Origin of the sequence: Bacillus sp. EB600 (assembly GCF_024494385.1) — a bacterium.
In the GTDB taxonomy this organism is placed as follows: Bacteria; Bacillota; Bacilli; order Bacillales; family Cytobacillaceae; genus JAEVLT01.
The window spans coordinates 97281-121538 of record NZ_JAEVLT010000001.1; the positions used below are offsets into that span (position 1 = coordinate 97281).

28 protein-coding genes are annotated in these 24258 nt (G+C 37.1%); 16 read left to right on the forward strand and 12 right to left on the reverse strand.

Annotated features, from left to right (window positions below):
- Positions 1-131: 131 nt before the first annotated feature.
- Together fdhF and JN080_RS00485 are read right to left on the reverse strand one after the other, a co-directional pair.
- The gene (gene fdhF, locus JN080_RS00480; RefSeq protein ID WP_309144642.1) at positions 132-2213 is read right to left on the reverse strand and encodes a formate dehydrogenase subunit alpha; all 2082 of its coding nucleotides are present in this window, start codon (positions 2211-2213) and stop codon (positions 132-134) included.
- A 103-nt stretch (positions 2214-2316) separates the two neighbouring features.
- On the reverse strand, positions 2317-4476 hold the full coding sequence (locus JN080_RS00485) for a PAS domain-containing protein (protein WP_256233917.1): 2160 nt from the start codon (positions 4474-4476) through the stop codon (positions 2317-2319).
- A gap of 267 nt (positions 4477-4743) precedes the next feature.
- On the opposite strand from JN080_RS00485, the gene yhfH (JN080_RS00490) reads away from it, so the two are divergent.
- The 5 genes from yhfH (JN080_RS00490) to JN080_RS00510 all read left to right on the forward strand — a co-directional run bounded on the left by yhfH (JN080_RS00490) (position 4744) and on the right by JN080_RS00510 (position 5893).
- Positions 4744-4878 (forward strand): protein YhfH, encoded by a 135-nt coding sequence (gene yhfH / locus JN080_RS00490; RefSeq protein ID WP_256233918.1) that lies wholly within the window; start codon positions 4744-4746, stop codon positions 4876-4878.
- 72 nt (positions 4879-4950) lie between these two features.
- On the forward strand, positions 4951-5079 hold the full coding sequence (yhfH, locus tag JN080_RS00495) for a protein YhfH (RefSeq protein WP_256234336.1): 129 nt from the start codon (positions 4951-4953) through the stop codon (positions 5077-5079).
- 77 nt (positions 5080-5156) lie between these two features.
- Positions 5157-5285 (forward strand): protein YhfH, encoded by a 129-nt coding sequence (yhfH, locus tag JN080_RS00500; protein WP_256234337.1) that lies wholly within the window; start codon positions 5157-5159, stop codon positions 5283-5285.
- A 75-nt stretch (positions 5286-5360) separates the two neighbouring features.
- Complete coding sequence (gene yhfH / locus JN080_RS00505; protein WP_256233919.1) at positions 5361-5495, forward strand: protein YhfH; 135 nt, start codon at positions 5361-5363, stop codon at positions 5493-5495.
- A 206-nt stretch (positions 5496-5701) separates the two neighbouring features.
- Positions 5702-5893, forward strand: a complete 192-nt coding sequence (locus JN080_RS00510) for a hypothetical protein (RefSeq protein WP_256233920.1) — start codon at positions 5702-5704, stop codon at positions 5891-5893.
- Between the two features lie 77 nt (positions 5894-5970).
- On the opposite strand, the gene JN080_RS00515 is transcribed toward JN080_RS00510, so the two are convergent.
- Positions 5971-6213: a cold-inducible protein YdjO-related protein gene (locus JN080_RS00515; RefSeq protein ID WP_309144649.1), complete on the reverse strand. Its 243-nt coding sequence runs from the start codon at positions 6211-6213 to the stop codon at positions 5971-5973.
- Positions 6214-6416: 203 nt separating this feature from the next.
- Here JN080_RS00515 and JN080_RS00520 point away from each other — a divergent pair, with 203 nt between their 5' ends.
- Complete coding sequence (locus JN080_RS00520) at positions 6417-7778, forward strand: aspartate kinase (RefSeq protein WP_256233921.1); 1362 nt, start codon at positions 6417-6419, stop codon at positions 7776-7778.
- Between the two features lie 88 nt (positions 7779-7866).
- On the opposite strand, the gene JN080_RS00525 is transcribed toward JN080_RS00520, so the two are convergent.
- A complete protein-coding gene (locus JN080_RS00525) occupies positions 7867-8544 on the reverse strand; it encodes an LrgB family protein (protein WP_256233922.1) in 678 nt (225 codons plus the stop codon).
- The gene (locus JN080_RS00530) at positions 8528-8923 is read right to left on the reverse strand and encodes a CidA/LrgA family protein (protein WP_256233923.1); all 396 of its coding nucleotides are present in this window, start codon (positions 8921-8923) and stop codon (positions 8528-8530) included. The genes JN080_RS00525 and JN080_RS00530 overlap by 17 nt, the downstream gene beginning before the upstream one ends.
- Before the next feature lie 154 nt (positions 8924-9077).
- On the opposite strand from JN080_RS00530, the gene JN080_RS00535 reads away from it, so the two are divergent.
- The gene (locus tag JN080_RS00535; protein ID WP_256233924.1) at positions 9078-9680 is read left to right on the forward strand and encodes an SCO family protein; all 603 of its coding nucleotides are present in this window, start codon (positions 9078-9080) and stop codon (positions 9678-9680) included.
- A 101-nt stretch (positions 9681-9781) separates the two neighbouring features.
- Here JN080_RS00535 and JN080_RS00540 read toward each other — a convergent pair whose 3' ends face one another.
- A complete protein-coding gene (locus tag JN080_RS00540) occupies positions 9782-9916 on the reverse strand; it encodes a hypothetical protein (RefSeq protein WP_256233925.1) in 135 nt (44 codons plus the stop codon).
- 236 nt (positions 9917-10152) lie between these two features.
- Between JN080_RS00540 and JN080_RS00545 the strand changes: the two genes are divergently transcribed.
- Positions 10153-11772: an ABC-F family ATP-binding cassette domain-containing protein gene (locus tag JN080_RS00545; protein ID WP_256233926.1), complete on the forward strand. Its 1620-nt coding sequence runs from the start codon at positions 10153-10155 to the stop codon at positions 11770-11772.
- 227 nt (positions 11773-11999) lie between these two features.
- On the opposite strand, the gene JN080_RS00550 is transcribed toward JN080_RS00545, so the two are convergent.
- A complete protein-coding gene (locus tag JN080_RS00550; RefSeq protein ID WP_256233927.1) occupies positions 12000-12128 on the reverse strand; it encodes a YuzL family protein in 129 nt (42 codons plus the stop codon).
- 116 nt (positions 12129-12244) lie between these two features.
- Here JN080_RS00550 and JN080_RS00555 point away from each other — a divergent pair, with 116 nt between their 5' ends.
- Positions 12245-12487, forward strand: a complete 243-nt coding sequence (locus JN080_RS00555; protein WP_256233928.1) for a YkuS family protein — start codon at positions 12245-12247, stop codon at positions 12485-12487.
- Positions 12488-12526: 39 nt separating this feature from the next.
- Here JN080_RS00555 and JN080_RS00560 read toward each other — a convergent pair whose 3' ends face one another.
- The 3 genes from JN080_RS00560 to mprF all read right to left on the reverse strand — a co-directional run bounded on the left by JN080_RS00560 (position 12527) and on the right by mprF (position 16288).
- On the reverse strand, positions 12527-12940 hold the full coding sequence (locus tag JN080_RS00560) for a hypothetical protein (RefSeq protein ID WP_256233929.1): 414 nt from the start codon (positions 12938-12940) through the stop codon (positions 12527-12529).
- An 89-nt stretch (positions 12941-13029) separates the two neighbouring features.
- Complete coding sequence (locus tag JN080_RS00565; RefSeq protein ID WP_256233930.1) at positions 13030-13524, reverse strand: Hsp20/alpha crystallin family protein; 495 nt, start codon at positions 13522-13524, stop codon at positions 13030-13032.
- A gap of 232 nt (positions 13525-13756) precedes the next feature.
- Positions 13757-16288, reverse strand: coding sequence for a bifunctional lysylphosphatidylglycerol flippase/synthetase MprF (gene mprF / locus JN080_RS00570; RefSeq protein ID WP_256233931.1), 2532 nt, complete (start codon positions 16286-16288; stop codon positions 13757-13759).
- Between the two features lie 248 nt (positions 16289-16536).
- On the opposite strand from mprF, the gene JN080_RS00575 reads away from it, so the two are divergent.
- The 6 genes from JN080_RS00575 (at position 16537) to yidC (ending at position 22743) form a co-directional block, all read left to right on the forward strand.
- Positions 16537-16986 (forward strand): cupredoxin domain-containing protein, encoded by a 450-nt coding sequence (locus JN080_RS00575; protein WP_256233932.1) that lies wholly within the window; start codon positions 16537-16539, stop codon positions 16984-16986.
- Between the two features lie 311 nt (positions 16987-17297).
- Positions 17298-19526 (forward strand): formate C-acetyltransferase, encoded by a 2229-nt coding sequence (gene pflB / locus JN080_RS00580; RefSeq protein ID WP_305473496.1) that lies wholly within the window; start codon positions 17298-17300, stop codon positions 19524-19526.
- Between the two features lie 251 nt (positions 19527-19777).
- Positions 19778-20530 (forward strand): pyruvate formate-lyase-activating protein, encoded by a 753-nt coding sequence (pflA, locus tag JN080_RS00585; RefSeq protein WP_256234339.1) that lies wholly within the window; start codon positions 19778-19780, stop codon positions 20528-20530.
- 154 nt (positions 20531-20684) lie between these two features.
- Entirely contained in the window at positions 20685-21413 is a 729-nt protein-coding gene (locus JN080_RS00590) for an urease accessory protein UreH domain-containing protein (RefSeq protein WP_256233934.1), read from the forward strand.
- Positions 21414-21605: 192 nt separating this feature from the next.
- Entirely contained in the window at positions 21606-21896 is a 291-nt protein-coding gene (locus JN080_RS00595; protein WP_256233935.1) for a hypothetical protein, read from the forward strand.
- A 31-nt stretch (positions 21897-21927) separates the two neighbouring features.
- Positions 21928-22743, forward strand: coding sequence for a membrane protein insertase YidC (yidC, locus tag JN080_RS00600; protein WP_256233936.1), 816 nt, complete (start codon positions 21928-21930; stop codon positions 22741-22743).
- A 21-nt stretch (positions 22744-22764) separates the two neighbouring features.
- Here the strand turns inward: yidC and crcB (JN080_RS00605) are convergent, their stop codons facing one another.
- Together crcB (JN080_RS00605) and crcB (JN080_RS00610) are read right to left on the reverse strand one after the other, a co-directional pair.
- Positions 22765-23121, reverse strand: coding sequence for a fluoride efflux transporter CrcB (gene crcB / locus JN080_RS00605; protein ID WP_256233937.1), 357 nt, complete (start codon positions 23119-23121; stop codon positions 22765-22767).
- Positions 23122-23511 carry a fluoride efflux transporter CrcB gene (crcB, locus tag JN080_RS00610; protein ID WP_256233938.1) on the reverse strand — a complete coding sequence of 130 codons (390 nt, stop codon included), beginning with the start codon at positions 23509-23511 and terminating at the stop codon, positions 23122-23124. It abuts the gene before it with no gap.
- A gap of 139 nt (positions 23512-23650) precedes the next feature.
- Here crcB (JN080_RS00610) and JN080_RS00615 point away from each other — a divergent pair, with 139 nt between their 5' ends.
- Positions 23651-24238 carry a YhcN/YlaJ family sporulation lipoprotein gene (locus tag JN080_RS00615; protein WP_256233939.1) on the forward strand — a complete coding sequence of 196 codons (588 nt, stop codon included), beginning with the start codon at positions 23651-23653 and terminating at the stop codon, positions 24236-24238.
- The last annotated feature ends 20 nt before the right edge of the window (positions 24239-24258 follow it).

The following is a 24258-nucleotide window of genomic DNA, read 5'->3' on the forward strand; positions in this document are numbered from 1 at the left end:
AGTTTTTAGTTTGCTATTTTAACTATTGGTACTGAAAATTCTAATAATTATTCTCTTTTTTTTGATCCCCTTTTCAGATGGAAAAACACGACCAAATGGCCGTGTTTTCACATGCATTCTTATTTAACGCTTCATATTCGGGATATGGCTACAGCGCAAGCTTTAAATTCTGCTGTTCCAGAAATTGGGTCGAACTCGTTAAGCGTTAAGACATTGGTTGGTGTCTCACGCCAGTGAAAACTCATAAACACAAGGCCTGGTACTACTTGTTCCGTTACCTTTGTCTTAACAGAAAGTTCTCCCCTGCGAGAGCGAACTTTTACAATCTCTCCATCTTCTATTCCTAACATTTGGGCATCTTCAGGGTGAATATCAACTGTTTCTTCTGTTTGTTTTATCTTGACACCAGCTGCATAATATCTTGTTTGCGAATGGGTATTATAAGACTCATATCTTCTTCCGGTTGTTAACATAAATGGATACTCCGTATCCGGCAATTCTAAGGGTGAAGTATAGTCTACAGGAACAAATGGAGATTTGCTTTGTGCGTTACCTAATTGATTTTGAAATCTTTCATGCATAATAAAGGTTCCAGGATGATCTTCGCTAGGGCATGGATAATGAAGACTGTATTCCTTATCTAATCGAGAATAGGTAATCCCTCCATACATCTCCCAAGCTATTGCTCTCACCTCATCCCAAATTTCTTCACTGCTATGATAATTCATTGGATAGCCCATTAATGTAGAAATATCACAAAGAATTTCCCAATCTTCCTTCGTATTTGGGTGTGGCTCTACTGCACGGCGGACGCGTTGGATTCTTCGGTCAGTGTTGGTATATGTGCCATTGACCTCTCCCCATGATTGTGCAGGCAGGACAACATCGGCAATTTCGGCCATATCCGTGAAAAAGATATCTTGGACAATTAATAAATCTAGTTTTTTCAATAATTTCTTAGTATGATTCATGTGAACATCAGCCAGAATTGGGTTCTCACCAATCACATAAAGTGCCTTCAGCTCTCCTGCTTCAATTCTGTCAAACGTTCTAGTTTGTGTATCACCGACCTGAGGATTTAGGGTTACATTCCATGCTTTTTCGTAGCGTGAACGGAATTCCTTATTTGTAATGCTCATTGCCCCTGCCAATTGGTTTGGCAGACAGCCCATATCGCCGGCACCTTGAACATTATTTTGCCCTCTAAGCGGCATAACTCCACTGCCTGGTTTACCAATATTTTCGGTTAACAGAGCAAGATTAGCTATATCCAATACATTATTTACACCGCAGTGATGCTCTGTAATTCCAAGCGTATAAGCAATCATTGCCTGACTCGCAGTAGCATATTCCCGTGCTGTTGCTTCAATGTCTTCAGCCTTAACTCCTGTAATGCTTGCAGCATATTCAGGCGTAAACGGTTCTACTTGCTTTTTGAGAGCATCGAAATCAATCGTAAATTGACTGACAAACTCAGGACGATATAAGCCTTCGTTTAAAATAACCCTGATCATTGCATTGATCAGTGCAATATCAGATCCAACATTAATTTGGAGGTGTCGATAAGCTACCTTTGTCATATCAATTTTCCGTGGATCAATCACGATGATTTTGAGACCTGCTTTCGCTGCTTTTTTCATCCTATTGGCGATGATCGGATGGGCATCTGTTGTATTTGAGCCCATTAGCAGCAATACTTCTGCTCTATCAATGTCTTCTAGTGTATTAGTAGGGAAACCGCTTCCAAACACAGTTGCCAGACCGGCAACACTCGAGGCGTGTCACGTTCGGTTGCATCCATCAATATTATTGCTGCCGATCGCTGTCCTCATAAACTTTTGGGTAATATAATTTGATTCATTGGTTGTTCTAGAACAGGCAAACATCGAAATAGCATTGGGACCCCATGTTGATTTAACTGATGACAATTTATCTGCTATGAATTGATAGGCCTCTTCCCAAGTTGATTCTATAAGTTCCCCCGCTTTGCGGATTAACGGTGTATTTAACCTTTTTTCCGAGTGAACATACTCATATCCAAATGCACCCTTCACACATGTTTGCCCTTTATTAACGGGGGCTTCTTTATCCCCGCGGATTTTCATAATCCGGTTATCCTGAACTTCAAGGATAAGTCCGCATCCAGTACCACAGTATCCACAAACGGTTTTGACAAAACTTGCTTCCGCCATTGTATTCCTCCTATAAAACATACTTCAACTACTATCTTTATATTATATTAATCTAGTTAAAGTTAAAACAGTTAATTCTTTCAAAAAATTGAATTAAAAAAGAGCAAGTAGAACTTGCTCTTTTTTAAGCCGTTTTGGCTGGAAGGAATATATTAAAGGTTGTCCCCTTGTTTGGTTCACTTTCAATAAACACCTTGCCGTTATGGCTTTCAATAATTTTGAAGCTAACCATTAGGCCAAGACCGTTTCCGTTTTTCTTTGTTGTAAAAAATGGTTCGCCTAATTTTTTTAATTTATCTTCAGGAATTCCTACACCCGTATCTTGGATCGAAATTTGTACGTTATGTTCCTTAATATGTGTTCTGACATATAAATCTCCGCCATTTGGCATCGCTTCAATTCCATTTTTAATGAAATTTAGAAATACTTGTTTAAGGCGATTTTCATCGCATTCGATTTGAATAATTTGCTCATCACAATCAAGATGGAGACAAACCTTCTTTTTACGAGCTTCAAACTCGAGCAGCGAAAGTACATTTTTGATGACAGGAACAACATTTTTTTCCTCTAATTCAACTACCTTTGGTTTTGCAAGAACCATAAAATCTTCCACAATCATATTAACCCGTTCAATTTCATCAAGAATGATGTTTAAAAACTCTAACCGTTCAGGGTCTTTCTCATCTAACTGTAAAAACTCAGTATAGCCCTTCATTGACGTAAGTGGATTACGGATCTCATGTGCTACACCTGCCGCCAGTTGTCCAACCGCAGCGAGCTTGTCTTGACGATGAAGGACTTCCTCTGCCTGCTTCCGCTCCGTAATGTCATTACGAATGGCAAGAAACTGATAGGGTTTCCCTTGTTCATTTATAAACGGAACGATTGTTGTATCCACCCAATAAAGCGTTCCATCCTTTGCCTTATTGCGAATTTCTCCTTTCCACACTTTTCCTGCAATTATGGTTTTCCAAAGGTTACTGAAAAACTCCTTTGAATGGAATCCTGAATTTAAAATGCGATGGTTTTTCCCAATAATCTCTTCATGGCTGTATTTAGATATTTCAGAGAACTTGTCATTAACACTTGTGATAATTCCGCTTCCATCTGTAAAGGCAACGATCGAGGATTGGTCGAGAGCAAATTTAATATCTTGGTTTTCTTTGAGAGTTTCCTTTAAATGCTCTTCAGCCCTTTTCCGATCAGATATATCAGTCCGGATTGAAACATATTGATAGGGTTTCCCTTTCTCATTAAGAAATGGAACAATAGTCGTATCCACCCAATACAAAGTGCCATCTTTGGCACGATTACATATTTCACCCTTCCATACCTTGCCCGTTCCAATCGTTTTCCATAAATCATGAAAGAAATCCTTGGGATGGTAACCAGAATTTAAGATGCGGTGATCTTGTCCCAATAGTTCCTCATGACTATACTTTGAAATTTCTTCAAATTTATCATTTACGTATGTTATTGTACCTTGTGGATTTGTAATGGCGACAATCGAGGATACATCAAGGGCCGACGTTATATCGCGAAGGTTGGTGTCAGATACCTCTAATTTCCTGCTAATAATTGTACTTGAACCTATTAAGCCAACTAAAATTAAGATCGATACAAGTAAGACAAGATAAATAACAAATGAACTAACAGAACCTAGTTCCCGACCAATATTTTTTGACATTGTTAACAATGTTGCTCTTTGTAAGATAAAATGGCCTTCTATAATTGCGCCTGTTATAATGGTGGCACTAAGCGGCTTAAGCCAAATTTGATTTCCTAGTGCAAAGCTTTTTGAATAAAATAAGATCCATAATGAAAAAAGAAAAGATCCAAAAATTAACAAGGCTGATACAATCAATAATGCTAGATTGTATTGAACAGTTACATTCATCGCATAGGTACTAATAATATGAACCGATATGACAGCAAGTGTTAGTAAAACACTAGCGATTACTAATTGATAATATTTTATTGTTTTTTCAATTATTGCAAAAAAGGCCATCCCAGTAAAAGCAATTCCAATAAAAATTGATAAAATCATCATTGGGATTTGGTACTGCCTCAAACGGTTCATATCCACAGCAATGATTCCGAAAAAATTCATGATCCATATCCCAATTCCTAAGGAAAAGGTTCCTCCTAAAAACAAAATGGTTTTATTTTTGTCGGAAGTTTTAACAAAAGTAAACATATCCAGTGCCGTATATGATGCTGCGATTGTTAAGCCAATTGCGATCATGATGATAATCGGGTGAAAGTTATTGGTAATTCCGATCATTTTCGAGCATCCCCCCATATCCCTACGCGTTTCTACTACAATTGTAATGGAAACAATGGCGTTAGGGAAGAAAAATTTAAATTTATGGTTAGATTGTCCCTTTACGAAAGAATCAAAACAAATAGGAAAAAGAAGTTACATTTAAAATGTTTTTATTAAAAAAAATTTTTTTTTAAAAAAGCCTACACAAATTCAATTTTTTTGTTTATACTGTACTACAACACCACAAATTTTAATCTACTGTGTTAATAAAAGGAGGCGTTTCAGTTGTTGATGAGTCCAGTTGAATTTTTTCGGAATATGCCAAAGAAGATTTGTCCTGAATGTGGAGAACATATGGAGGAACAAGCTGAATCTTATATGATCGAATGTGATCATTGCCTGGAAAAAAAAGCTGAGTAAAGCAAATTTATTTTGTACTGCAACACATATAATGAAAATATACTTTACCAAAAAAGGAGGCGTTACAAATTGATGAGCCCAGTTGAATTTTTCCGTAGTATGCCAAAAAAGATCTGCCCAGAGTGTGGAGAGCATATGGAAGAGCAGGCTGAATCCTATATGATTGAATGCGAGCGCTGCCTTGCAAAAAAAGAGGAATAAGGAAAATTTTAACCATTCTGTACTATAACAATATAATTTAAAATAGACTGTAATAGTAAAGGAGGCGTTACAAATTGATGAGCCCAGTTGATTTTTTCCGTAATGTTCCAAAAAAAGTTTGTCCTGAATGTGGAGAACAAATGGAAGAGCAGGCTGAATCTTATATGATCGAATGTGAACGCTGCCTTGCAAAAAAAGAGGAGTAAGAAGTACTTATGGCAACGTTGTACTATAGCACGAGTAATTTTTGCAAATTGTTTTATAAAAAAGGAGTGGTTTAGATGTTAATGAGTCCAGTTGAATTTTTCCGTACAATGCCAAAAAAGGTTTGTCCTGAATGTGGTGAGCATATGGAGGAGCAGGCTGAATCCTATATGATTGAATGTGAGCGTTGCCTTGCAAATAAAGAGGAATAAATGAAGAACTCCCAATTTGGGGGTTTTTTTTTTACCAATAAACATGTTTGGACTATGATAACTATCTAACTTCGACGCATAGGACGTGCTCATGCAAACGTTACCGCCCAGGACGGCGAATCTTCACCTTTCGTTTTTTATTGTAAACATTCGCCATGGATAACCTTCAACTTTTGAGTAAATGCTTTAAAAAAGGAGTTGAGTGGATGGCAAAAGCAAAAAAAGAAGACTACCTTACTACTGCCCCTAAGAATGCTCAAGTGACAATTAACACTGGAAGTGTCTTTCCTAACTTAAAAAATATTCCAGGCGATTCTGTTGATGAACATAAATTTTTGGAAGAAGCGAATACCATCATCAGTGGAGATGAAATTCGTCAGCAAAATGAAAATCTTTAATGCTTACAAGGAAATATATAAGTATGAATAATAGACAATTAAAAGCTGCCAAATGAACTTTTGGCAGCTTTATCGAACTATAATATTTCTGGCAGCTCTCTCATCTCTTTGATCGTTTCGTTTCCACACATTGGACATAGTAAATCGTCTGTTGCAAAATCTTTTCTCATCCAGCCATTACATGCTTCATCAACACAGGAGAACACTTCTGTATCAACGAGAATATTTTCAATCTTCTCCTCGGTGTTTCTTTTGCCATAAAAAATAGGAACCGCCTCCTTTTTTATCCACCTTTTTATTATGCGTAAAACTTTCTTAATTTATCCCGTTTTGAACGGGCAGTAAGACTCCCCATTTCAAGACTTGGGTAGAAAGTTGTTGGAATAGATATTGACTTTTTATATATAATCCATTTGATAAATACATTTGTCCTCCACAGGAAGAATAAAACTTGATTCTTTTGGACTTTTGCGTAATAATAGAAACAAATTTTTAGAATATTTATTGATCAGGAGATGTTAGGATGAAGGTAGTAAAGTTCGGAGGCTCCTCGTTAGCCTCTGGTGAACAATTAGAAAAAGTATTTGAGATCGTTATTTCAGATTCTGATCGAAAAGTGGTTGTAGTATCAGCACCTGGGAAAAGATTTTCAGATGACATTAAAGTAACTGATTTGTTAATAGCTTGTGCAGAACAAGCCCTTACCACTGGAAATACGGATGCAGAATTAAAAGCAGTCCTAGAAAGGTACGAAAACATTGCCAAAGAATTGAACCTTTCTCCTAACATTATTGATACGATCCGAAAAGATTTACTAGAGCGGCTAAACGCCGATAAAACCAATTCCGAACAGTTTATTGATCTATTAAAGGCCAGCGGTGAGGATAACAATGCGAAGCTGGTAGCTGCTTATTTCCAAAGCAAGGGTGTAGAAGCAAGCTATGTAAACCCTAAGGAAGGTGGACTCCTTGTTACAAATGAGCCAGGCAACGCTCAAGTATTACCAGATTCATATAATCGATTATACTTACTTCGTGAGCGATCTGGCATTTTGGTTTTTCCAGGATTTTTTGGCTATAACGAAGATGGAGAAGTTGTTACTTTCTCCCGAAGCGGCTCAGATATTACCGGTTCAATTCTAGCTAATGGTCTTAAAGCAGATTTATACGAAAACTTTTCAGATGTAGATGCTGTATATTCCGTTAACCCAAATATTATCAAAGACCCAAAAGAAATTCGGGAAATCACGTTCCGAGAAATGAGGGAGCTTGCCTACGGCGGATTTTCGGTCTTCCATGATGAAGCGCTTTACCCTGCCTTTCAAGCCGGTGTTCCAGTCAATGTTAAAAATACCAATAACCCAATTGCACCAGGGACATTAATCGTAAATCAACGAACAAACCAAAATGGACCTGTAATTGGAATTTCCAGCGAAAAAGGTTTCTGCAATATTTATGTTCGTAAGTATTTAATGAATCGAGAAATTGGTTTTGGCAGTAAGTTGCTAAAAATATTAGAAGATTACGGCTTATCCTATGAACATACCCCTTCAGGAATTGATGATTTATCGGTTATCTTACGGTACAGCCAAATGGATAATGAGATGGAGCAAGAAATTGTAAGCCGAATTCAGCATGAACTCAAGGCCGACGAGGTTCATGTTATTCCTAATATCGCCTTAATTATGGTGGTCGGTGAAGGAATGCGGCATAATATTGGTACAATGGCCAGAGCTTCAAAAGCCTTAGCACATGCGGCTATTAACATTGAAATGATCAATCAGGGTTCTTCAGAAGTGAGCATGATGTTTGGTGTGAAAGAAAAGGATGAGAAAAGAGCAGTGGAAGCTTTGTATGAAGAGTTTTTTGTGGGTGTTACGGTATAAAAGCAACAGGGTGCAGACATTATCTGCACCCTGTTTTGGTTATGACCTAAGCTTTTATTTATTGTTAAGAAACTTGGTTCAACTGAGTTCAAACAAAAAATGGTATCAGGTATGGAATAATGAAGGATGTAAGAATGGCGGCAATTCCCATCGAAGCACCTGCTACTGCACCTTGCATTTCGCCTTCCCTAACTGCCTCTGCTGTACCGATTCCATGTGATATCGTTCCGATTGAAAGTCCCCGGGCAAAGGGATGATGGACATGTAAAAGATTCAGCAGCTTAGGGCCAAACATCGCACCAAACATCCCTGTTATGATGACAAAAGCAACAATCAGGGAAGGATTACCGCCAATTATTTGTCCAATTTCAGCGGCAACTGGAACAGTAACGGATTTAATACTAATGGATAAAATCATGCTTTTGGAAAAATGGAACCATTTTGCCAGTAACAAAGCAATCATGATGGTTGTAAATGTTCCAACCAGCAAACCAACTAAAGCTGGTATTAAATACACTCGGATTAATTTCCGATTATTGTAGATGGGAACAGCCAATGCAACAGTTGCAGGTCCAAGTAGAAATGTCATAATATCCTTTGCGGGCAGATATTCATGATACGAAATATTTGCTCCTGTGAGGACTACAATAATTAGAATGGTGCTTAAGAAAACAGGACTTGTAAAAGGTGAGCGAATTCTCTTTGCCGTGTAAAGGGTCAATAGGTAAACAGAAATCGTTAAGAGGATACTAAATAGAGTGATCATGAGTTTTTGTCTCTACCTCTTCCCTTTTCTGAATTAACGACTGAGTTGCTCTACCCGCAGTAACTAGTCCAATAATCGCACTAATCGACAAAACAAAAAGAATCGAAATTCCATGTTGGAAAATCGTTGGTTCAAGTGTCATTAATCCTACAGCAATTGGGATAAAAAAGAACCCAAGATGCTTGAGAAGCCAATTAGCCGCAAATTGAATCTGATTAATTTTGATTATTTTTAACCACAATAAACAAAATAAAATGATCATTCCGACTACATTTCCAGGTACTTTTATTTGTAAATATGTAACCGTCTGGTTTCCTAATTGATAAATTGCAATTAAAATGAACAATTGAAGGCAAAATATTCCGATTTTTCTCCCCATACCCATCACCTATTAATTTTTCATTGTTCTACATACATAATGAATGATTCCCTAATTATAGCTAATCCACATGTAAAATACATCTTTTTGTTCACATAATATCCATATCTTTTTAAGCTAAACTTCTTTATCTTAGTGATAGGAGGGATTAGATATGAAAAAAATCTATCTCATTTGTAGTATTGCTGTGGTAATTGGGATTGCGGCAGGAATTTCATTTTTTTTGATTCGAGATGCAAGTGCAAAAATACCATCTGAAATAAGCTTGGTCGATCAAAACGGACAAAATTATAACTTTGGAAAAGACCAAACAAAATTAAAGTTAGTTGAATTCGTGTATACACATTGTCCAAGTGTCTGCCCGACAACTACTCAAAAAATGAGCCTTTTGCAAAAGGATCTACAAAAAAAGGGAGTATTTGGGAAGGATATTGAATTTATAACCATTACAATTGATCCATATCGGGATACACCTGAAGTACTAAAAAGCTATATGAACGAGTTTCATTTAAAAAATGATGGAAATTGGATTTTCCTAAGTGGAAACAAAGCAGACAATAAGGAAACACAGAAGAAAATCAGAGAGGTTGCGGACGCTTTGCAATTCCAGTATAAGGATCCTGGAAACGGCTATTTTATTCATTCTAGCTTTACCTTTTTATTAGATGAAAATAATAAATTTATTAAAAAGTTTCCAATGGGTAAGGAATTTAACAAAAAACAAGTCTACGATACCATCATGACAGATTTAAACTAAAAAGCGATTATCATTTTGATAATCGTTTTTTTGTGTGTTTCTATTTGTATGTAATGATTTGTCTACCCGTCAGGTTCAAAAGACGAATAGTCACTATTTTATTAATTAAGAGTTGTCGTGCAATTTTTGCTTTGTTGCAAAGATAAAAGGTAATTTGACTTTGGTTTTGTTAAACTCGCTTTAATACCTGCTTTTTTTAGTTTATTGACGAGCTCTGAAATTTGTTTTTTAGCCATTTACTCCACCTTCTTTATTTGCTTATCTACAAACATCTTACACTAAAATTATGAATAAAGTGTGAAGTTTATAAAAAAGTTTTCAAAATTATTAAACTTTAAATCTTGACGATGAAGCACTAAAGTATATATTCTATAAATTAAACCCATTTTCCTTCGTATATGGAAAAAGAATTCGCCCTTTCCGTTAATTAATGATATAATTTTGTACATATTTTGTGTTTGGAGGATTAAACATGATTACTGTAACTAATGTTGGTTTAAGATATGGTGAACGAAAGTTATTTGAAGATGTTAACATAAAATTTACACCCGGTAATTGTTATGGACTGATCGGTGCAAATGGCGCGGGAAAATCAACCTTTTTAAAAATTTTAGCAGGAGAAATTGAGCCGCAAACTGGCACTGTTCAACTTGGTCCAAATGAAAGAATGGCTGTTCTTAAACAAAACCATTTTGAATATGAAGAGGTTGAAGTATTAAAAACGGTTATTATGGGCCATGCAAGACTCTATCAAGTCATGCAGGAGAAAGACGCCATTTATATGAAAGAAAACTTTACTGATGAAGATGGAATGAAAGCTGCTGAACTTGAAGGCGAATTTGCCGAATTAAACGGCTGGGAAGCAGAATCTGAAGCAGCGATTCTTTTAAAAGGACTTGGTATTGATGAAAATCTTCATGATAAAAAAATGGCGGAATTAACAGGGTCTGAGAAAGTGAAGGTTTTGCTTGCTCAAGCACTATTTGGTCGTCCAGATGTACTGTTGCTTGACGAACCAACCAACCATTTGGATATCAAAGCCATCCAATGGCTTGAGGAATTCTTGATTAATTTTGAAAATACCGTAATTGTTGTATCCCATGATCGTCATTTTTTAAACAAGGTTTGTACAAATATCGCTGACTTGGACTTTGGAAAAATTCAACTTTATGTCGGCAACTACGACTTTTGGTATGAGTCAAGCCAATTAGCATCAAGGATGACCCAAGATGCGAATAAAAAGAAAGAAGAAAAAATCAAAGAACTGCAAAACTTTATAGCCAGATTTAGCGCAAATGCCTCAAAATCAAAGCAGGCAACATCAAGGAAAAAATTATTAGATAAAATTACTTTAGACGATATTAGGCCATCTTCACGTCGCTACCCATTTGTTGGCTTTACACCTGATCGTGAAATTGGCAATGACCTTCTTCGGGTGGAAGGAATTACGAAGACAATCGATGGCGTCAGGATTCTTGATAATATAAGTTTTGTTATGAATAAGAATGATAAAATTGCTCTTGTCGGTACAAATGAAGTAGCCAAAACAATCCTTTTCAAAATTTTAATGGGTGAGCTGGATGCAGACAGTGGCACATATAAATGGGGAATCACTACTTCCCAAGCGTACTTTCCAAAAGACAACACGGAGTACTTTGAAAATAGCGAGTTAAATCTCGTTGATTGGCTTCGGCAGTTTTCTCCAAAGGATGATAGCGAAAGCTTTTTACGTGGATTTTTAGGGCGAATGCTTTTTTCGGGGGAAGAAGTATTGAAAAAGTCTAGTGTCTTATCCGGCGGCGAAAAGGTTCGTTGCATGCTTTCCAAGATGATGTTAAGCGGTGCAAATGTGCTTCTGCTTGATGAACCTACCAACCACCTTGATTTAGAATCCATTACAGCATTAAATAATGGACTGATTAATTTTAAAGGATCGATTCTATTTGCCTCCCATGACCATCAGTTTATTCAAACGATTGCCAATCGCATCATAGAATTGACACCAAAAGGCTTAGTTGATAAGCAAGTTACTTATGATGAATATCTTGAAGATACAAATCTTCAAAAACAGGTAGCAGAAATGTATCAATAATTGTTTAGTGGGCAAAACGGTATTCCGTAATGCCCACTTTTTTTATTGTTAAGGAAATTAAAAAAGATTACCCTGTTGATAACTTTGAATGAAGTTTAATCTTCGTCCAGCTTCGAAGCACAGGAAGTGCTAGTGCCGACGTTGCCGCCAGGACGGCGGCGCTCTTAGTCGGCCAGCGCCTAGCTACTAGTGTACTTCGATAAACAGGCGCTTGCGCTTTTGTTCTTTTATTGTTTTTGTTTTTTTCGTGTGGAAGACACCATTTTACTACCAGTTTCTGTTGTCGTGGTGCCTTGTCCTTCCACTTGCGGTGAAGATAATCCAATTGTAGATGGATCGCTTTTACGTTTTCCCATTTTTGCACCTCCCTTTTATAGCTTTAGAAATAAACAAATATCTTATTCGATCATTGCTAAGAATATTTGCGATAGGACTGTGGCAAGCTAATGTCTGTCAGGAGGAGGTGTTTTGGATGGCAAAGGTTGGAGTAGAGCAATCTCTTACAAATGTACAACAGGCTCTTCGTGAAAAAGGATATGATGTAGTTGAATTAAAACAGGAAGCAGATGCAAAGGGATGCGAATGCTGCGTCGTAACCGGGCTTGATTCGAACGTGATGGGAATGGCTGATACTTCCACGAAGGGTTCTGTGATCGAGGCGAATGGAATGAGCGCGGATGAGGTATGCCAAGAAGTCGAAAGCAGACTAAGATAATTATTAAAGACTAAAGGAACGTTTCACCTTTAGTCTTTTTTAATCGTCACTTTTAGGGTGAATATTCACTTTTGGCCCTTTGTCAGATTCTACCTTCGCTGGTTTCTGATTTGGCATGCTTCTTTTGTTTTTTTCTTCACTAGGCTTTGGTACAAATTCACTTCCGTACGTTGCTCCAATATTTAATTTCCCCTTTAATTCCTTGATACCTAATTGTCCAAAATTATTATTAAGCTCATATTTATCAAGAACAATTTTGTCAATATGGATCCTTTCGATGATAATCGGTGGTTCTTTTGGTTCCAAGACTAACTCTTTTTGATCAACATTTTTTATTGCAGTGACGGATTTTTTCAATTCTTCGATATTCAGTTCTAAAGCGGATATCTTTTTCATTAATTCAAGTTCGTAATCATCTTTACTGAATATATGAAATAAATCTTTTAATGACATTCAGTAAACGCTCCCTTATCCTTTGCCATATGATCTATTTATATGGCAAAGATCCACGTAACATGTCCAATTTAATGGATTGTTCCCTTCTATTCATTAATTGGGATAATATCCACCTTCGAATAAGCTCGTGGGTAACTGACAATCAGCAAACCATTCCAAAATTTTGCACTTAATTGATCAGGTGTTATCGTATTTGGTAATTTAATCTGTCGTCGAAAGTCCCCGGAGAATCTCTCTGTATATGATCGCTTTAATTCCGGATAGATGGGGGGGTTGGTACCTTTCACAGTTAACATATCCCCTGCTAACCCTAATTCGATATCTTCTTTATTTAATCCCGGAAGTTCAATAATTACGTATACTTCTTGGTCTCCCTCTAACATTTCTATTGTAGGAAATACAGGGGATTCAGGTTGTTTTTCACGTGAAACCTGATCTTTGGATGCAGCGGATGACGATTTAAATGACTGGTCATCAAGAAACTGCTTGGAAAATTCCTGATCAAAAATATTATTCCAAAACCCTCCACCTTGCATATTTTGGGCGATTTCCATCCATTGTTTTAATTTTTCGATATCCATCAATTCACATCCCTTATTTCGAAAAAATCGATACTATCTTTTTATAAAGAGAGTGAAATCCATACATCTTTATATCTACACTCATTTATGTATATGCAATGGAACCGCCATGATTTCTTACTCTTACTTGGAAAGAGTAAGAAAATAAGGCTGTACCCACACTCTACTGTAAGTAAAAATCTATTTAGAACCTTCCTTTTGCTTCCGATTGACCTCCATGGAAACCAAGAAATTATCCCCTTTTTTTAGAAATTAATAAGGAAATCTGCATCATAGTAAAAGGTAGTGAGGACTTTCGCCGATAAGCAAGGAATTTCGGTTCCCACATATTCGTATACTTTTCCGTAAATCTTTTTAATCCTTGATTGTGATAAATAAAATGGCTATGTAAAAAAATTTGGGCGGCAATTCTTTCACTTAAAAAAGAAAACCGGGATAAGCCCACATTTGTAAGTGGTGTCATTCCCAAATTAAAACGTTGATATTCATTATCTTTTGCCCAATCAAACAAAGACTGAAACAGAAATTCCATTGTTCCAGTTGGAGCTTTTGGCAGAACTCTTATTAAATCAACCGCTGCAGTGAGATGGTCATCATGTCCAGGCATAAGAGTGGCAAACCCAATGATTTTGAAATTCCGATCCCTTACAATGGCAATTTCAGCTCTGTTTAAATAGGCTTCATCGAAAAAGCCGAAGGAGAACCCTTTCTCCCTGTTCCCCTCAAGCCAATCATCGGAAACATATCTTAAATCATTTAATAAATCTTTTGAATGTGGGGGGTTAACCACAGAAAAAGAAAAGCCATCTTGTTTAAACTTTTTTGCAATTACCTGTAAACCATTTACTGTCTGCTCGGAAAGGTAAAATGAATGTAAGTCCACAAATGCTTCTTCTCCCAATTTAAAAAAAGCATACCCGCCTACATGCAAATAGGATAACATTTCGTCGCTAACCTGATAAAAGGCGGGTGTAAATCCATGTAAATCAGCGGTTTGTTGAAATTCTTCAATCGCCGTCGATATGTCCTTCTTCTCACCTATTGGGTCACCGAGTGCGAATAATTTGTCAGCATATCGCTGATAAGGAATCAGAACATTCCTTTTTCGATTCCAAAAAACATATTTATCATGCAAAAAAATCAAATTGGATAAATTCTTCCCCTTATAAATCTGCAAATGTTTGGTAATTTCCTTCTCCTGATGAATTGACTTTTCCATTACCCACTTTTTCGGATTGCTGATTAAATAACCAAACAACATAATAATAAACGCAATTAAAAGTCCAATTAATGCGCTAGTAAATAAATCGTGATAGTCAACGATGACATATTGCTGCAATTTGCTTGGAATTAATCTTTTTGCCGAAGGTAAATTTGAATAACCAATGATTAAGTACATGGATGTTATCACAAGGACAATGGCAACGTCGAAAATGGTTTTCCCCCACGTCATCACATAGCTTTCCCGATAAAATTGACCTTTTGCAAGCCTTAGCAAAATTGCAACAGCAATCAAAAAAATCGCTTCTTCATAATCGATTCCCTTAAATATGGAAAAGAGTGCTGCAAGGATTAATACAGTCATTGCTAATTCATAAGTTCTCTTCACGCTATATTCAATACCTCTTGAAAGCCCTAATAATAGAAACCCTGCTGCAACGGATAACTGGTGTGAGAGATTCATTATTGGAAATGACAATAGTTCATGTGCAGCTCTCATCCTAGACATGATTCCCGGGACACTTGCTGACAGCAGGAGAACCAGACCAGAAGCAAAAATAAGCAGCGTTAAAATAACATGACTTACTCCTTGAAGGATAGCACGAGGAAGATTGCTCCAGGATTTATTCCATTTTACCCAAAATGATTTTACAAACAAGACCATGCTGATCAAAAACGGTAATACATAATAACCTAGACGGTAAAACAGGAGTAATACAATAACTTTTTCATTCGTTGCATGTAAATCATGCATTCCCCAAATGAAAATTAAATCAAATGAACCAAGGCCACCCGGAATCATACTGATAATACCTGCGCAGGAAGCAATGATAAATACGGGAATTAAGTCATGAACACCAACAGATATGCCAAGCAGTTGGCATAGAAACAGGATGGTAAAAAAAACGCAGAGCCATTCCATGATTGACACAACAACAAGCTTGATACCAACAGAAAGCGTTATAAGTGAATTTTCGTCTTTTCTGTTATTAATGATATGGACAATTACAAACGCAGGTAAATAGAAGCCAACTGCCAGAACAGCAAAATACAACCAATGCCCTTTTTCAAACAAGGAAAAATGTCGGTAACCGATTGCAACAACCCACGAAAACAACGAGATTCCCGTCAAATAAAAAAGTGAGACGGATGCTATTCCTCCTACCAACTTCCGCTTATCATGCTCATAATCATGATAAAAGTAGGTACGCAGCATTGCCCCGATTAGACCGCCAAACCCGATCAAATTTGAAAAGGAATTTGCAATAAAGGAATATTCCAGTAATTCTTTTCGAGGAACACGGAAACCGAGAATACGAACTAAGATTACATCATAAAAAAACATCGGAAAAATAGCAACTACTGTAATGACCAGTATCACTATCAATATTCCAAAATGTAAGTGGTTCACTTCCTGGCGAAGCAATTCCACATTAACCCCTTTTGCAAACTTTTTTATTTCATAAATAGCCAGTATTAATAACAGAAGAGGGAAAATAAATTTAACAGCTGTAAAGATTCTTTCTTTTTTAATCCCCGTCATGTCAATCTCCTAATTTTGATTACTGATTTAAATATAAGCTTTTGGTCTAAAAAAACAAAGAATTTTTTACCTAATCAGGAATCTACCTGCATTCTCTACCTAATTATTGTTGACACATTTTGTTCGATTCCATACTGATTACAAAAACGCCATCATAATTTATTAAAAGAAATTAATAAAAATAGACAAGTTTTATACCCTTTTCTGCATAAGTATCTAATAGTTCATACGAAGATGGGGGTACGAGAATGAGATTTTTCGTTTTTAAAAGAGAAACTGTTTTATATGTTTTGATTTCATGCATCATCCTTGCAACGATATCCGCTTGGTTTCTTTTGAAAAAGGGAGATACAGTGGTTTTTAATTCACAGAATGGACAAAACGTTCGTGAAATTCACATGGTTACGGGAGAATTCAAGACAAAAATGAAAGACGGAACCGAAATGGAATCCTATCGATGGGATCCTGGAACGATCTTTTTAGAAAAAGGAGAAAAAGTAAATCTCTATATCAGTGGAATTAACGGGGAGGAACATCCATTTTATATAGAGGGGACTAATTTAAAAGGAAATGTTAAAAAAGGTGAAGAGGTAATTGTCCCTCTTCATTTTAATCAATCCGGGACTTTTCGTCTGATCTGTAAAACACATGATGACACCCGTCTCGGACCAATGATTGCCTATATTGTCGTAAATTAAGAGCAGCTGCAACAGCTGCTCTTTTTTTAAAATTATTTATTATAATTTTTATAATTTGCTCATTTTTTTCTTATATAACAGCATGATATTTCATCTTTTTAATTATAGTACAGTTTATCAAAATTCATTTTCCGTTCGATTATCTTTCATCATCACTATTAGAAAGCCCTTACAAATAAAGGCTTCACAATATCTTAACAAATACCTTATTTTTATGTGAGACACTTCACATTTAAGCTGTTATACTAACCGTGAGCTGAATGCAGCAAACTGTTATATAATTTTCCAATACAAACCAGAGGTGAATGATAATGGAACAATGGCAAGGTTTTGAAAAAGGAACATGGACAAAAGAGGTTAACGTTCGCGATTTTATTTTGAAGAACTTTACCCCTTATGTAGGTAATGACTCTTTTCTAACTGAAGCAACTACTGCAACAAAACAGCTGTGGGAACAGGTAATGGAACTTTCCAGTCAAGAGAGAGAAAATGGCGGCGTACTGGATATGGATACAAAAAACGTCTCGACGATTACTTCACACGGACCTGGTTACTTAAATGAAGAACTTGAAAAAGTAGTCGGTGTCCAAACCGATAAACCATTTAAACGCTCACTTCAAATTTTCGGTGGAGTGAAAATGGCTAAACAAGCCTTAGCAGAATACGGATATGAATTAGATAAAGAAGTTGAAAAGGTTTTTACTGACTACCGCAAAACTCATAACCAAGGTGTATTTGATGCCTATACACCAGAAATGAGAGCAGCACGCCACGTTGGAATTATTATCGGACTTCCTGATGCCTACGGCCGAGGCCGCATTATCGGCGATTACCGCCGTGTAGCTCTCTACGGTATTAACTTCTTAATTGAAGAAAAGAAAAAAGACCTAAACGGTACTACTAAAGTTATGAGCGAAGATGTGATCAGACAAAGAGAAGAAATCTCTGAACAAATAAGAGCATTGAATGAATTAAAACAAATGGCTCAAAGCTATGGATTTGATATTTCAAGACCGGCTTCTAACACTGTTGAAGCATTCCAATGGTTATATTTTGGATATCTGGGTGCTGTTAAGCAACAAAATGGTGCAGCAATGAGTTTAGGAAGAGTTTCAACATTCTTAGATATTTATGTACAAAGGGATATAGAGAATGCTCTTCTGACTGAGCAGGAAGCTCAGGAAATTGTCGACCACTTTGTCATGAAGTTGCGTTTAGTAAAATTTGCCCGTACGCCAGAGTATAATGAACTATACAGCGGAGACCCAACATGGGTAACGGAATCAATTGGCGGAATGGCAGAAGATGGACGTCCGCTTGTTACGAAAAACTCTTTCCGTTTCTTACACACATTACGTAATTTAGGACCAGCTCCAGAGCCAAACTTGACTGTTTTATGGTCAAAGCGTCTTCCTGAAAACTTCAAGAAGTTCTGTGCAAAGGTGTCCACTGAAACAAGTGCTATTCAATATGAAAATGATGATATCATGCGCCCTCAGTACGGCGATGATTATGGTATCGCATGCTGCGTATCTGCAATGGAAATCGGAAAACAAATGCAGTTCTTCGGTGCACGTGCAAATTTAGCAAAAGCCCTTCTATATGCTATTAATGGAAATGTAGATGAAAAACACAAAGTTCAGGTTGGCCCTGCAACAGCCCCTATTACTTCAGATGTTCTAGATTACAATGAAGTGATGGAAAAGTTTGATAATACGATGGATTGGTTAGCAGGTCTTTATATTAACACCTTAAATATCATCCATTATATGCATGACAAGTATTGTTATGAAAGTATTGAAATGGCCCTTCACGATACAAAAATTATCCGCACCATGGCAACAGGAATTGCCGGTTTGAGCGTTGTTGCAGACTCTTTAAGCGCAATTAAATATGCGAAAGTAAGACCAATCCGAGATGAAAATGGAATTGTTGTAGATTTTGAAGTAGAAGGAGATTTCCCTAAATACGGAAATAACGATGATCGCGTTGACAGCATTGCAGTAGAACTTGTTAAGAGTTTCATGAAGAAACTCCGTAAAAACAAAACATACCGCGATTCAATTCAAACGATGTCTATTCTTACCATTACTTCTAACGTTGTTTACGGTAAGAAAACTGGCAACACACCAGATGGCCGCCGTGCCGGCGAACCACTTGCACCAGGAGCAAATCCAATGCATGGCCGTGATACTCATGGTGCTCTGGCTTCCCTTTCATCAGTTGCTAAAATTCCTTACAGCTATTCAATGGATGGTATTTCAAATACATTCTCGATTGTTCCAAAAGCTCTAGGAAAAGATGAAGACAGTCAGGTAAATAACTTAGTGGCTATGTTAGATGGATATACTGTTAAAGAAGGACACCATCTAAATGTCAATGTATTAAATAAAGAAACATTGTTGGATGCCATGGAACATCCTGAAGAATATCCGCAATTAACGATTCGTGTTTCTGGTTATGCTGTAAACTTTATTAAACTAACAAGAGAACAGCAATTAGATGTAATTAATAGAACATTCCATGAGTCTATTGCCTAAGACTTCGGATGTGTTGAACTTGTCTGTTGATTTCCGCTTCAGGCGCTTCGCTTTCCGCGGGCAGTCCGGGGAGCCTCCTCTGCGCTGGGGCGCCTGCGGGGTCTCCCCTGCCCTGTACTCCCGCAGGAGTCTCGCGCCTTCCGCTCCAATCAACAAAATCAACAATGACCTTTAACACAGCCAAAACTTTGGGAAGCGATTTTAAATAGCCGCTCCCCTGCCTATTCAATTGAAGGGAGATTTTATAAATGATAATCGGAAATATTCATTCCACTGAGAGCTTTGGAACAGTTGACGGACCAGGAATACGATACGTGGTATTTACTCAGGGGTGTCTGCTCCGCTGTCAATTTTGCCATAATGCAGATACTTGGGAGATCGGGACTGGAAAACTAATGTCCGTTTCGGAGATTATCAGTGATGTAAAATCTTATCTCCCTTTTATTGAGGCTTCCGGTGGCGGAATAACTGTCAGCGGTGGTGAACCCTTGCTGCAAATCCCTTTCCTAATCGATTTGTTTAAAGAATGCAAAAAATTGGGAGTTCATACATGCATTGATTCTTCCGGGGGATGTTTTTCCAATAAGGAACAATTCCAGAAAAACCTGAAGGAGTTACTGAAATATACCGATCTTATTTTACTCGATTTAAAGCATATTGACCGTAAAAAACATGTAAAGCTGACCGGGATGGCCAATGACCATATTCTGGAATTTGCAAAATTTCTTTCAGATCGAAAAACCCCTGTTTGGATTCGCCATGTTTTAGTTCCAACTGTAACCGATGATCCTGAAGACCTGCAAAAGCTTGGCGAATTCATTGGGACTCTCGAAAATGTTCAAAAGGTGGAAATTCTTCCCTATCACAAGCTCGGCGTTTATAAATGGGAGGCCCTTTCGCATGATTATCCGTTAAAAAATGTGGATCCACCCAGCGCAGAAAAGGTTACCTTTGCTTATAACATGTTAACCCAATCATTGAGGCAACCGTCGATTACAAAATAACTTTTAACGATTGCCTAAAACACTGATTCATAATTGAATCGGTGTTTTGTTTTACAAAACAGTGACAATCCTTTCATCTGCAAACTTTTTTGATAAATTTATAGTATCGTAATGTTGAATATCATACTAACGTTTGCAAAAGAAAGGTGAAAACATGTACTCCTTGTTAAGCTCCATTAGCCAATTTCTAAGTAGTCCCTTTTTTGTCTTGCTTAATAATACAAAACAGCTTCCCCTTCTTGCTGCCTTTTTACTAGGGTTAATCGGTGCACTTGCCCCCTGTCAGCTTACAGGCAATATTAGTGCGATTACTTTCTATGGAAACAAAAGTCTGCAAACAAAAAAGCAATGGTTTGAAGCATTTATGTTTATCCTTGGCAAGGTGGTTGCTTTCTCAGGTTTAGGGTTAGCTGTATGGCTAATAGGTCACGAGTTTCAAACATCGATTACTAGCTTTTTTGCTGTCTTTCGGAAGTTAATGGGCCCATTTATTATCCTCTTAGGTCTATTTTTGGTTGGTATTTTTAAGCTAAACTGGCTGAATCGCCTCTTCTCCCTTATTCCTAAGCAATCTAGCGGAGGAGTGTGGGGTTCGTTTCTGATGGGTATTAGTTTTTCGGTTGCATTTTGCCCGACGATGTTTGTCCTTTTCTTTCTTACTTTAATGCCGCTAGTACTAGCCACATCATATGGTGCTTTTTTACCATCTATTTTTGCAATCGGTACCTCCCTGCCGCTGATAATTTTTATGGTTATTATTTGGTTTCTAGGTTTCAATGGTTCTCTAATGAAAAAAAGCAGAAAAATTGGCTTGACCGTACAAAAATCAGCTGGCTTCTTTCTTATCATTATGGGCATTTTTGATACAATCACTTATTGGTGATGCAAATCTGTTAAACTATTAATGTGGTAGTATCTTCAATTTTCGTTATTTCATAAGGATTAAATTGATTCTTTCTTCTTTCTCCTATATACTCATATATGCGGCAAAAAAACAGAGGCGCAGCCTAATTTCTGCACAATCAGAATTTATTGTATAGAAATATTGATTAGCCAACAAGTGAGGTGAATAGTTTTGTTACAGATGATTATTGATTCAGCCGATATCAATACCCTAAACGCACTTTATATCAGTATTTCGATTGGGATTACGCTCAAATTTTTTTGGGCTTGGAATGTCAAATTTGCATTTATCGGTTCTCTTTCTAATCCTGCAAGTGGAAAAATTATTCACCCATTTTACTTTTATAAGAAAAGAAGCCGGCTTAATCAAAACTTTATTCTAACTCGCATTGTTAAATATATTCGTAGACAAAAATATTCTCAGGATGATTCTGAAAAGCCTATTTCCTGCTGTTTTATTTAAGACATCATCTTACAACTTTTCAGGAGGAAATATGAAAATTAAACGTTCAACAATTACAACAATAATCCTATTAGCAGTAACTACCTTATTATTATCAGCATGTTCAGCCCAAGGCGGAAGCAATACTGGATTTTTCAACCATTATTTCGTGGAACCCTTCCGAATCTCGATTCATGCCGTAGCAGCTCTGTTCAATGGAAGCTTTGGCTTATCGATTATTTTCATTACGCTCATTATTAGATTGGTCTTAGCGCCATTAATGTTAAGACAGTATAAAACGCAAATGGCAATGAAAGAAAAAATGGATCGCTTGAAGCCTGAAATGGATGTCATCCAAAAGAAAATAAAAACAGAAACTGATGCAAAAAAGAAACAAGAATTACAGCAGGAAATGATGGGCCTTTATTCAAAACATGGTGTAAATCCGCTAAATATGGGCTGTTTACCAATTTTGATTCAAATGCCAATTTTAACAGGTTTCTATTACGCAATTCGTGGGTCTAAGGAAATTGCTTCCCACTCCTTTTTATGGTTTAACCTTGGCCACCCAGATATCGCTTTAACGCTCATTGCCGGTGTCATTTATTACTTTCAATTTAAAGTCTCACAAACAACCATGCCTGCTGCCCAGCAGGCACAAATGAAATACATGGGACTGATGTCACCGATTATGATCGTTATGTTTTCATTTCAAGCTCCTGCAGCCCTCCCTCTTTATTGGGTGGTTGGTGGTATGTTCTTAATTATTCAAACATATGTAAGCAGAAAGCTATATCCTGCACCTACACCAGCGGCCGAAGTAATTGTAGAGAAGAACGTTGCAACGAAAAAAAGAAAGAAGCATTAAGTTTCATGCTTCTTTCTTTTTTTATATTATGTTTTTTCCAATCACTATTCCGACATAGGCTAGCCCAACTCCAAAAATATAACTAATTGCCAAATATGTATAAAAATAACTAATTTTCTTCTTTTTCCTTAATTGTTCTGACTCAAGCTTGAAGGTCGAAAAGGTTGTAAATGCCCCCAAAAAACCTATACCAAGCAGGAAATAGCTATGCCCTTTCACTTGCATTCCTGCTACCAATCCTAAAAGAAAGGCGCCTATCAAATTCACTACCAACGTACCAATTGGAAATATTCTCTTCTTTTGCAAGCTTCTTGATAAAATAAACCGGCAAATCGCTCCAAAAAAGCCGCCTGCAGCTACCCAAAAACTCTCAATCATTCAGCACTCCCCCATTTTACTATTTTTTTCGCCAAGTCTCATTCCCAGTTTGACAAACAAAAGACCGCCAAATAAGCTCGCAGCCATATATAACAAACCAGAAATATAGGCACCTTGTTCGATTAGTTTAACAGTATCCACACAAAAGGTCGAAAAGGTGGTATAAGAACCCACAACACCACTTGTAAAAGCAGTTAAAAAATAGGGATGGAGCTTTTGACGTACGACAAAGCGATTAGTAAACCACCCCAGCAAAAAGGCTCCTGTTACATTAATCAAAAGGGTCCCTAATGGGAAATTTTCATTCCAAAGATAGGAAGTTACTGATGCTAAGCAATACCGCAGTATACTGCCCACAATCCCGCCGATGCCAATAAATAGGTAAATCAAACAAAACACCTCGATAATGGATTTTTCAAATATCATATTTTAGCATAACAAATTTTCTTGATTTCACGAATCAATCCTGCATAGTTTTTTAACGAATTGGCATCCTATTTTTGAACAAACATGAAAGGGGACTATAAACATGAAGTTAAAGTTATTTATGATTGGATCGATTTTACTCAGTATTGGAATAGCCGGCTGTGCAAGAAACAATGTGAATGATGACAATGTCGCCTATCGAAATAAAAATGGAATGCAGCCTACCAGGGTAGATTATCCAAATCGTCCCGGGGTAAGAGATGTTAATGACACAAATCTTAATAGAACGGATTTGCGCGACAATAACGGAAATGTTGTTAGAAACGACAACGGTATCGTAAATAATGACAACGACGGAAGATCAAGAATGCGTATAGCAGATCAAGCTGCAAACAAAGTTGCTGATATGCGCGAGGTGGACTCCGCAAATATCATTGTTACCGATAACAATGCTTATGCGGCTGTAAAGCTTGCAAATGGGGAAAAATTAACAAACGGCCTTGAAAAAAGGATTTCTTCAAAAGTAAAATCAGTAGACCGGGACATCGACCGTGTGTTTGTCTCTGCGAATCCAGACTTTTATAACCATATGCGCGGTTACGCAAATGATATAAGAGCAGGAAAGCCTGTGTCAGGATTTTTCACTGAATTTTCGCAAACAGTCCGCAGAGTTTTCCCTGATGTAAAATAGAAAAGAGTACAAAAAAGAAA

Coding starts and splice junctions, on each gene's coding strand:
- pflB (WP_305473496.1), top strand. CDS start 17,298: ATGGAACAATGGCAAGGTTTTGAAAAAGGAACATGGACAAAAGAGGTT.
- JN080_RS00545 (WP_256233926.1), top strand. CDS start 10,153: ATGATTACTGTAACTAATGTTGGTTTAAGATATGGTGAACGAAAGTTA.
- JN080_RS00485 (WP_256233917.1), bottom strand. CDS start 4,476: ATGATCGGAATTACCAATAACTTTCACCCGATTATCATCATGATCGCA.
- yhfH (WP_256234337.1), top strand. CDS start 5,157: ATGAGCCCAGTTGATTTTTTCCGTAATGTTCCAAAAAAAGTTTGTCCT.
- JN080_RS00550 (WP_256233927.1), bottom strand. CDS start 12,128: ATGGGAAAACGTAAAAGCGATCCATCTACAATTGGATTATCTTCACCG.
- crcB (WP_256233937.1), bottom strand. CDS start 23,121: ATGATTGAGAGTTTTTGGGTAGCTGCAGGCGGCTTTTTTGGAGCGATT.
- JN080_RS00575 (WP_256233932.1), top strand. CDS start 16,537: ATGAGATTTTTCGTTTTTAAAAGAGAAACTGTTTTATATGTTTTGATT.
- JN080_RS00525 (WP_256233922.1), bottom strand. CDS start 8,544: ATGATCACTCTATTTAGTATCCTCTTAACGATTTCTGTTTACCTATTG.
- yhfH (WP_256233919.1), top strand. CDS start 5,361: ATGTTAATGAGTCCAGTTGAATTTTTCCGTACAATGCCAAAAAAGGTT.
- JN080_RS00615 (WP_256233939.1), top strand. CDS start 23,651: ATGAAGTTAAAGTTATTTATGATTGGATCGATTTTACTCAGTATTGGA.
- JN080_RS00560 (WP_256233929.1), bottom strand. CDS start 12,940: ATGTCATTAAAAGATTTATTTCATATATTCAGTAAAGATGATTACGAA.
- JN080_RS00510 (WP_256233920.1), top strand. CDS start 5,702: ATGGCAAAAGCAAAAAAAGAAGACTACCTTACTACTGCCCCTAAGAAT.
- JN080_RS00590 (WP_256233934.1), top strand. CDS start 20,685: ATGTACTCCTTGTTAAGCTCCATTAGCCAATTTCTAAGTAGTCCCTTT.
- JN080_RS00520 (WP_256233921.1), top strand. CDS start 6,417: ATGAAGGTAGTAAAGTTCGGAGGCTCCTCGTTAGCCTCTGGTGAACAA.
- JN080_RS00530 (WP_256233923.1), bottom strand. CDS start 8,923: ATGGGGAGAAAAATCGGAATATTTTGCCTTCAATTGTTCATTTTAATT.
- yhfH (WP_256234336.1), top strand. CDS start 4,951: ATGAGCCCAGTTGAATTTTTCCGTAGTATGCCAAAAAAGATCTGCCCA.
- JN080_RS00555 (WP_256233928.1), top strand. CDS start 12,245: ATGGCAAAGGTTGGAGTAGAGCAATCTCTTACAAATGTACAACAGGCT.
- mprF (WP_256233931.1), bottom strand. CDS start 16,288: ATGACGGGGATTAAAAAAGAAAGAATCTTTACAGCTGTTAAATTTATT.
- JN080_RS00540 (WP_256233925.1), bottom strand. CDS start 9,916: ATGGCTAAAAAACAAATTTCAGAGCTCGTCAATAAACTAAAAAAAGCA.
- JN080_RS00535 (WP_256233924.1), top strand. CDS start 9,078: ATGAAAAAAATCTATCTCATTTGTAGTATTGCTGTGGTAATTGGGATT.
- yidC (WP_256233936.1), top strand. CDS start 21,928: ATGAAAATTAAACGTTCAACAATTACAACAATAATCCTATTAGCAGTA.
- JN080_RS00565 (WP_256233930.1), bottom strand. CDS start 13,524: ATGGATATCGAAAAATTAAAACAATGGATGGAAATCGCCCAAAATATG.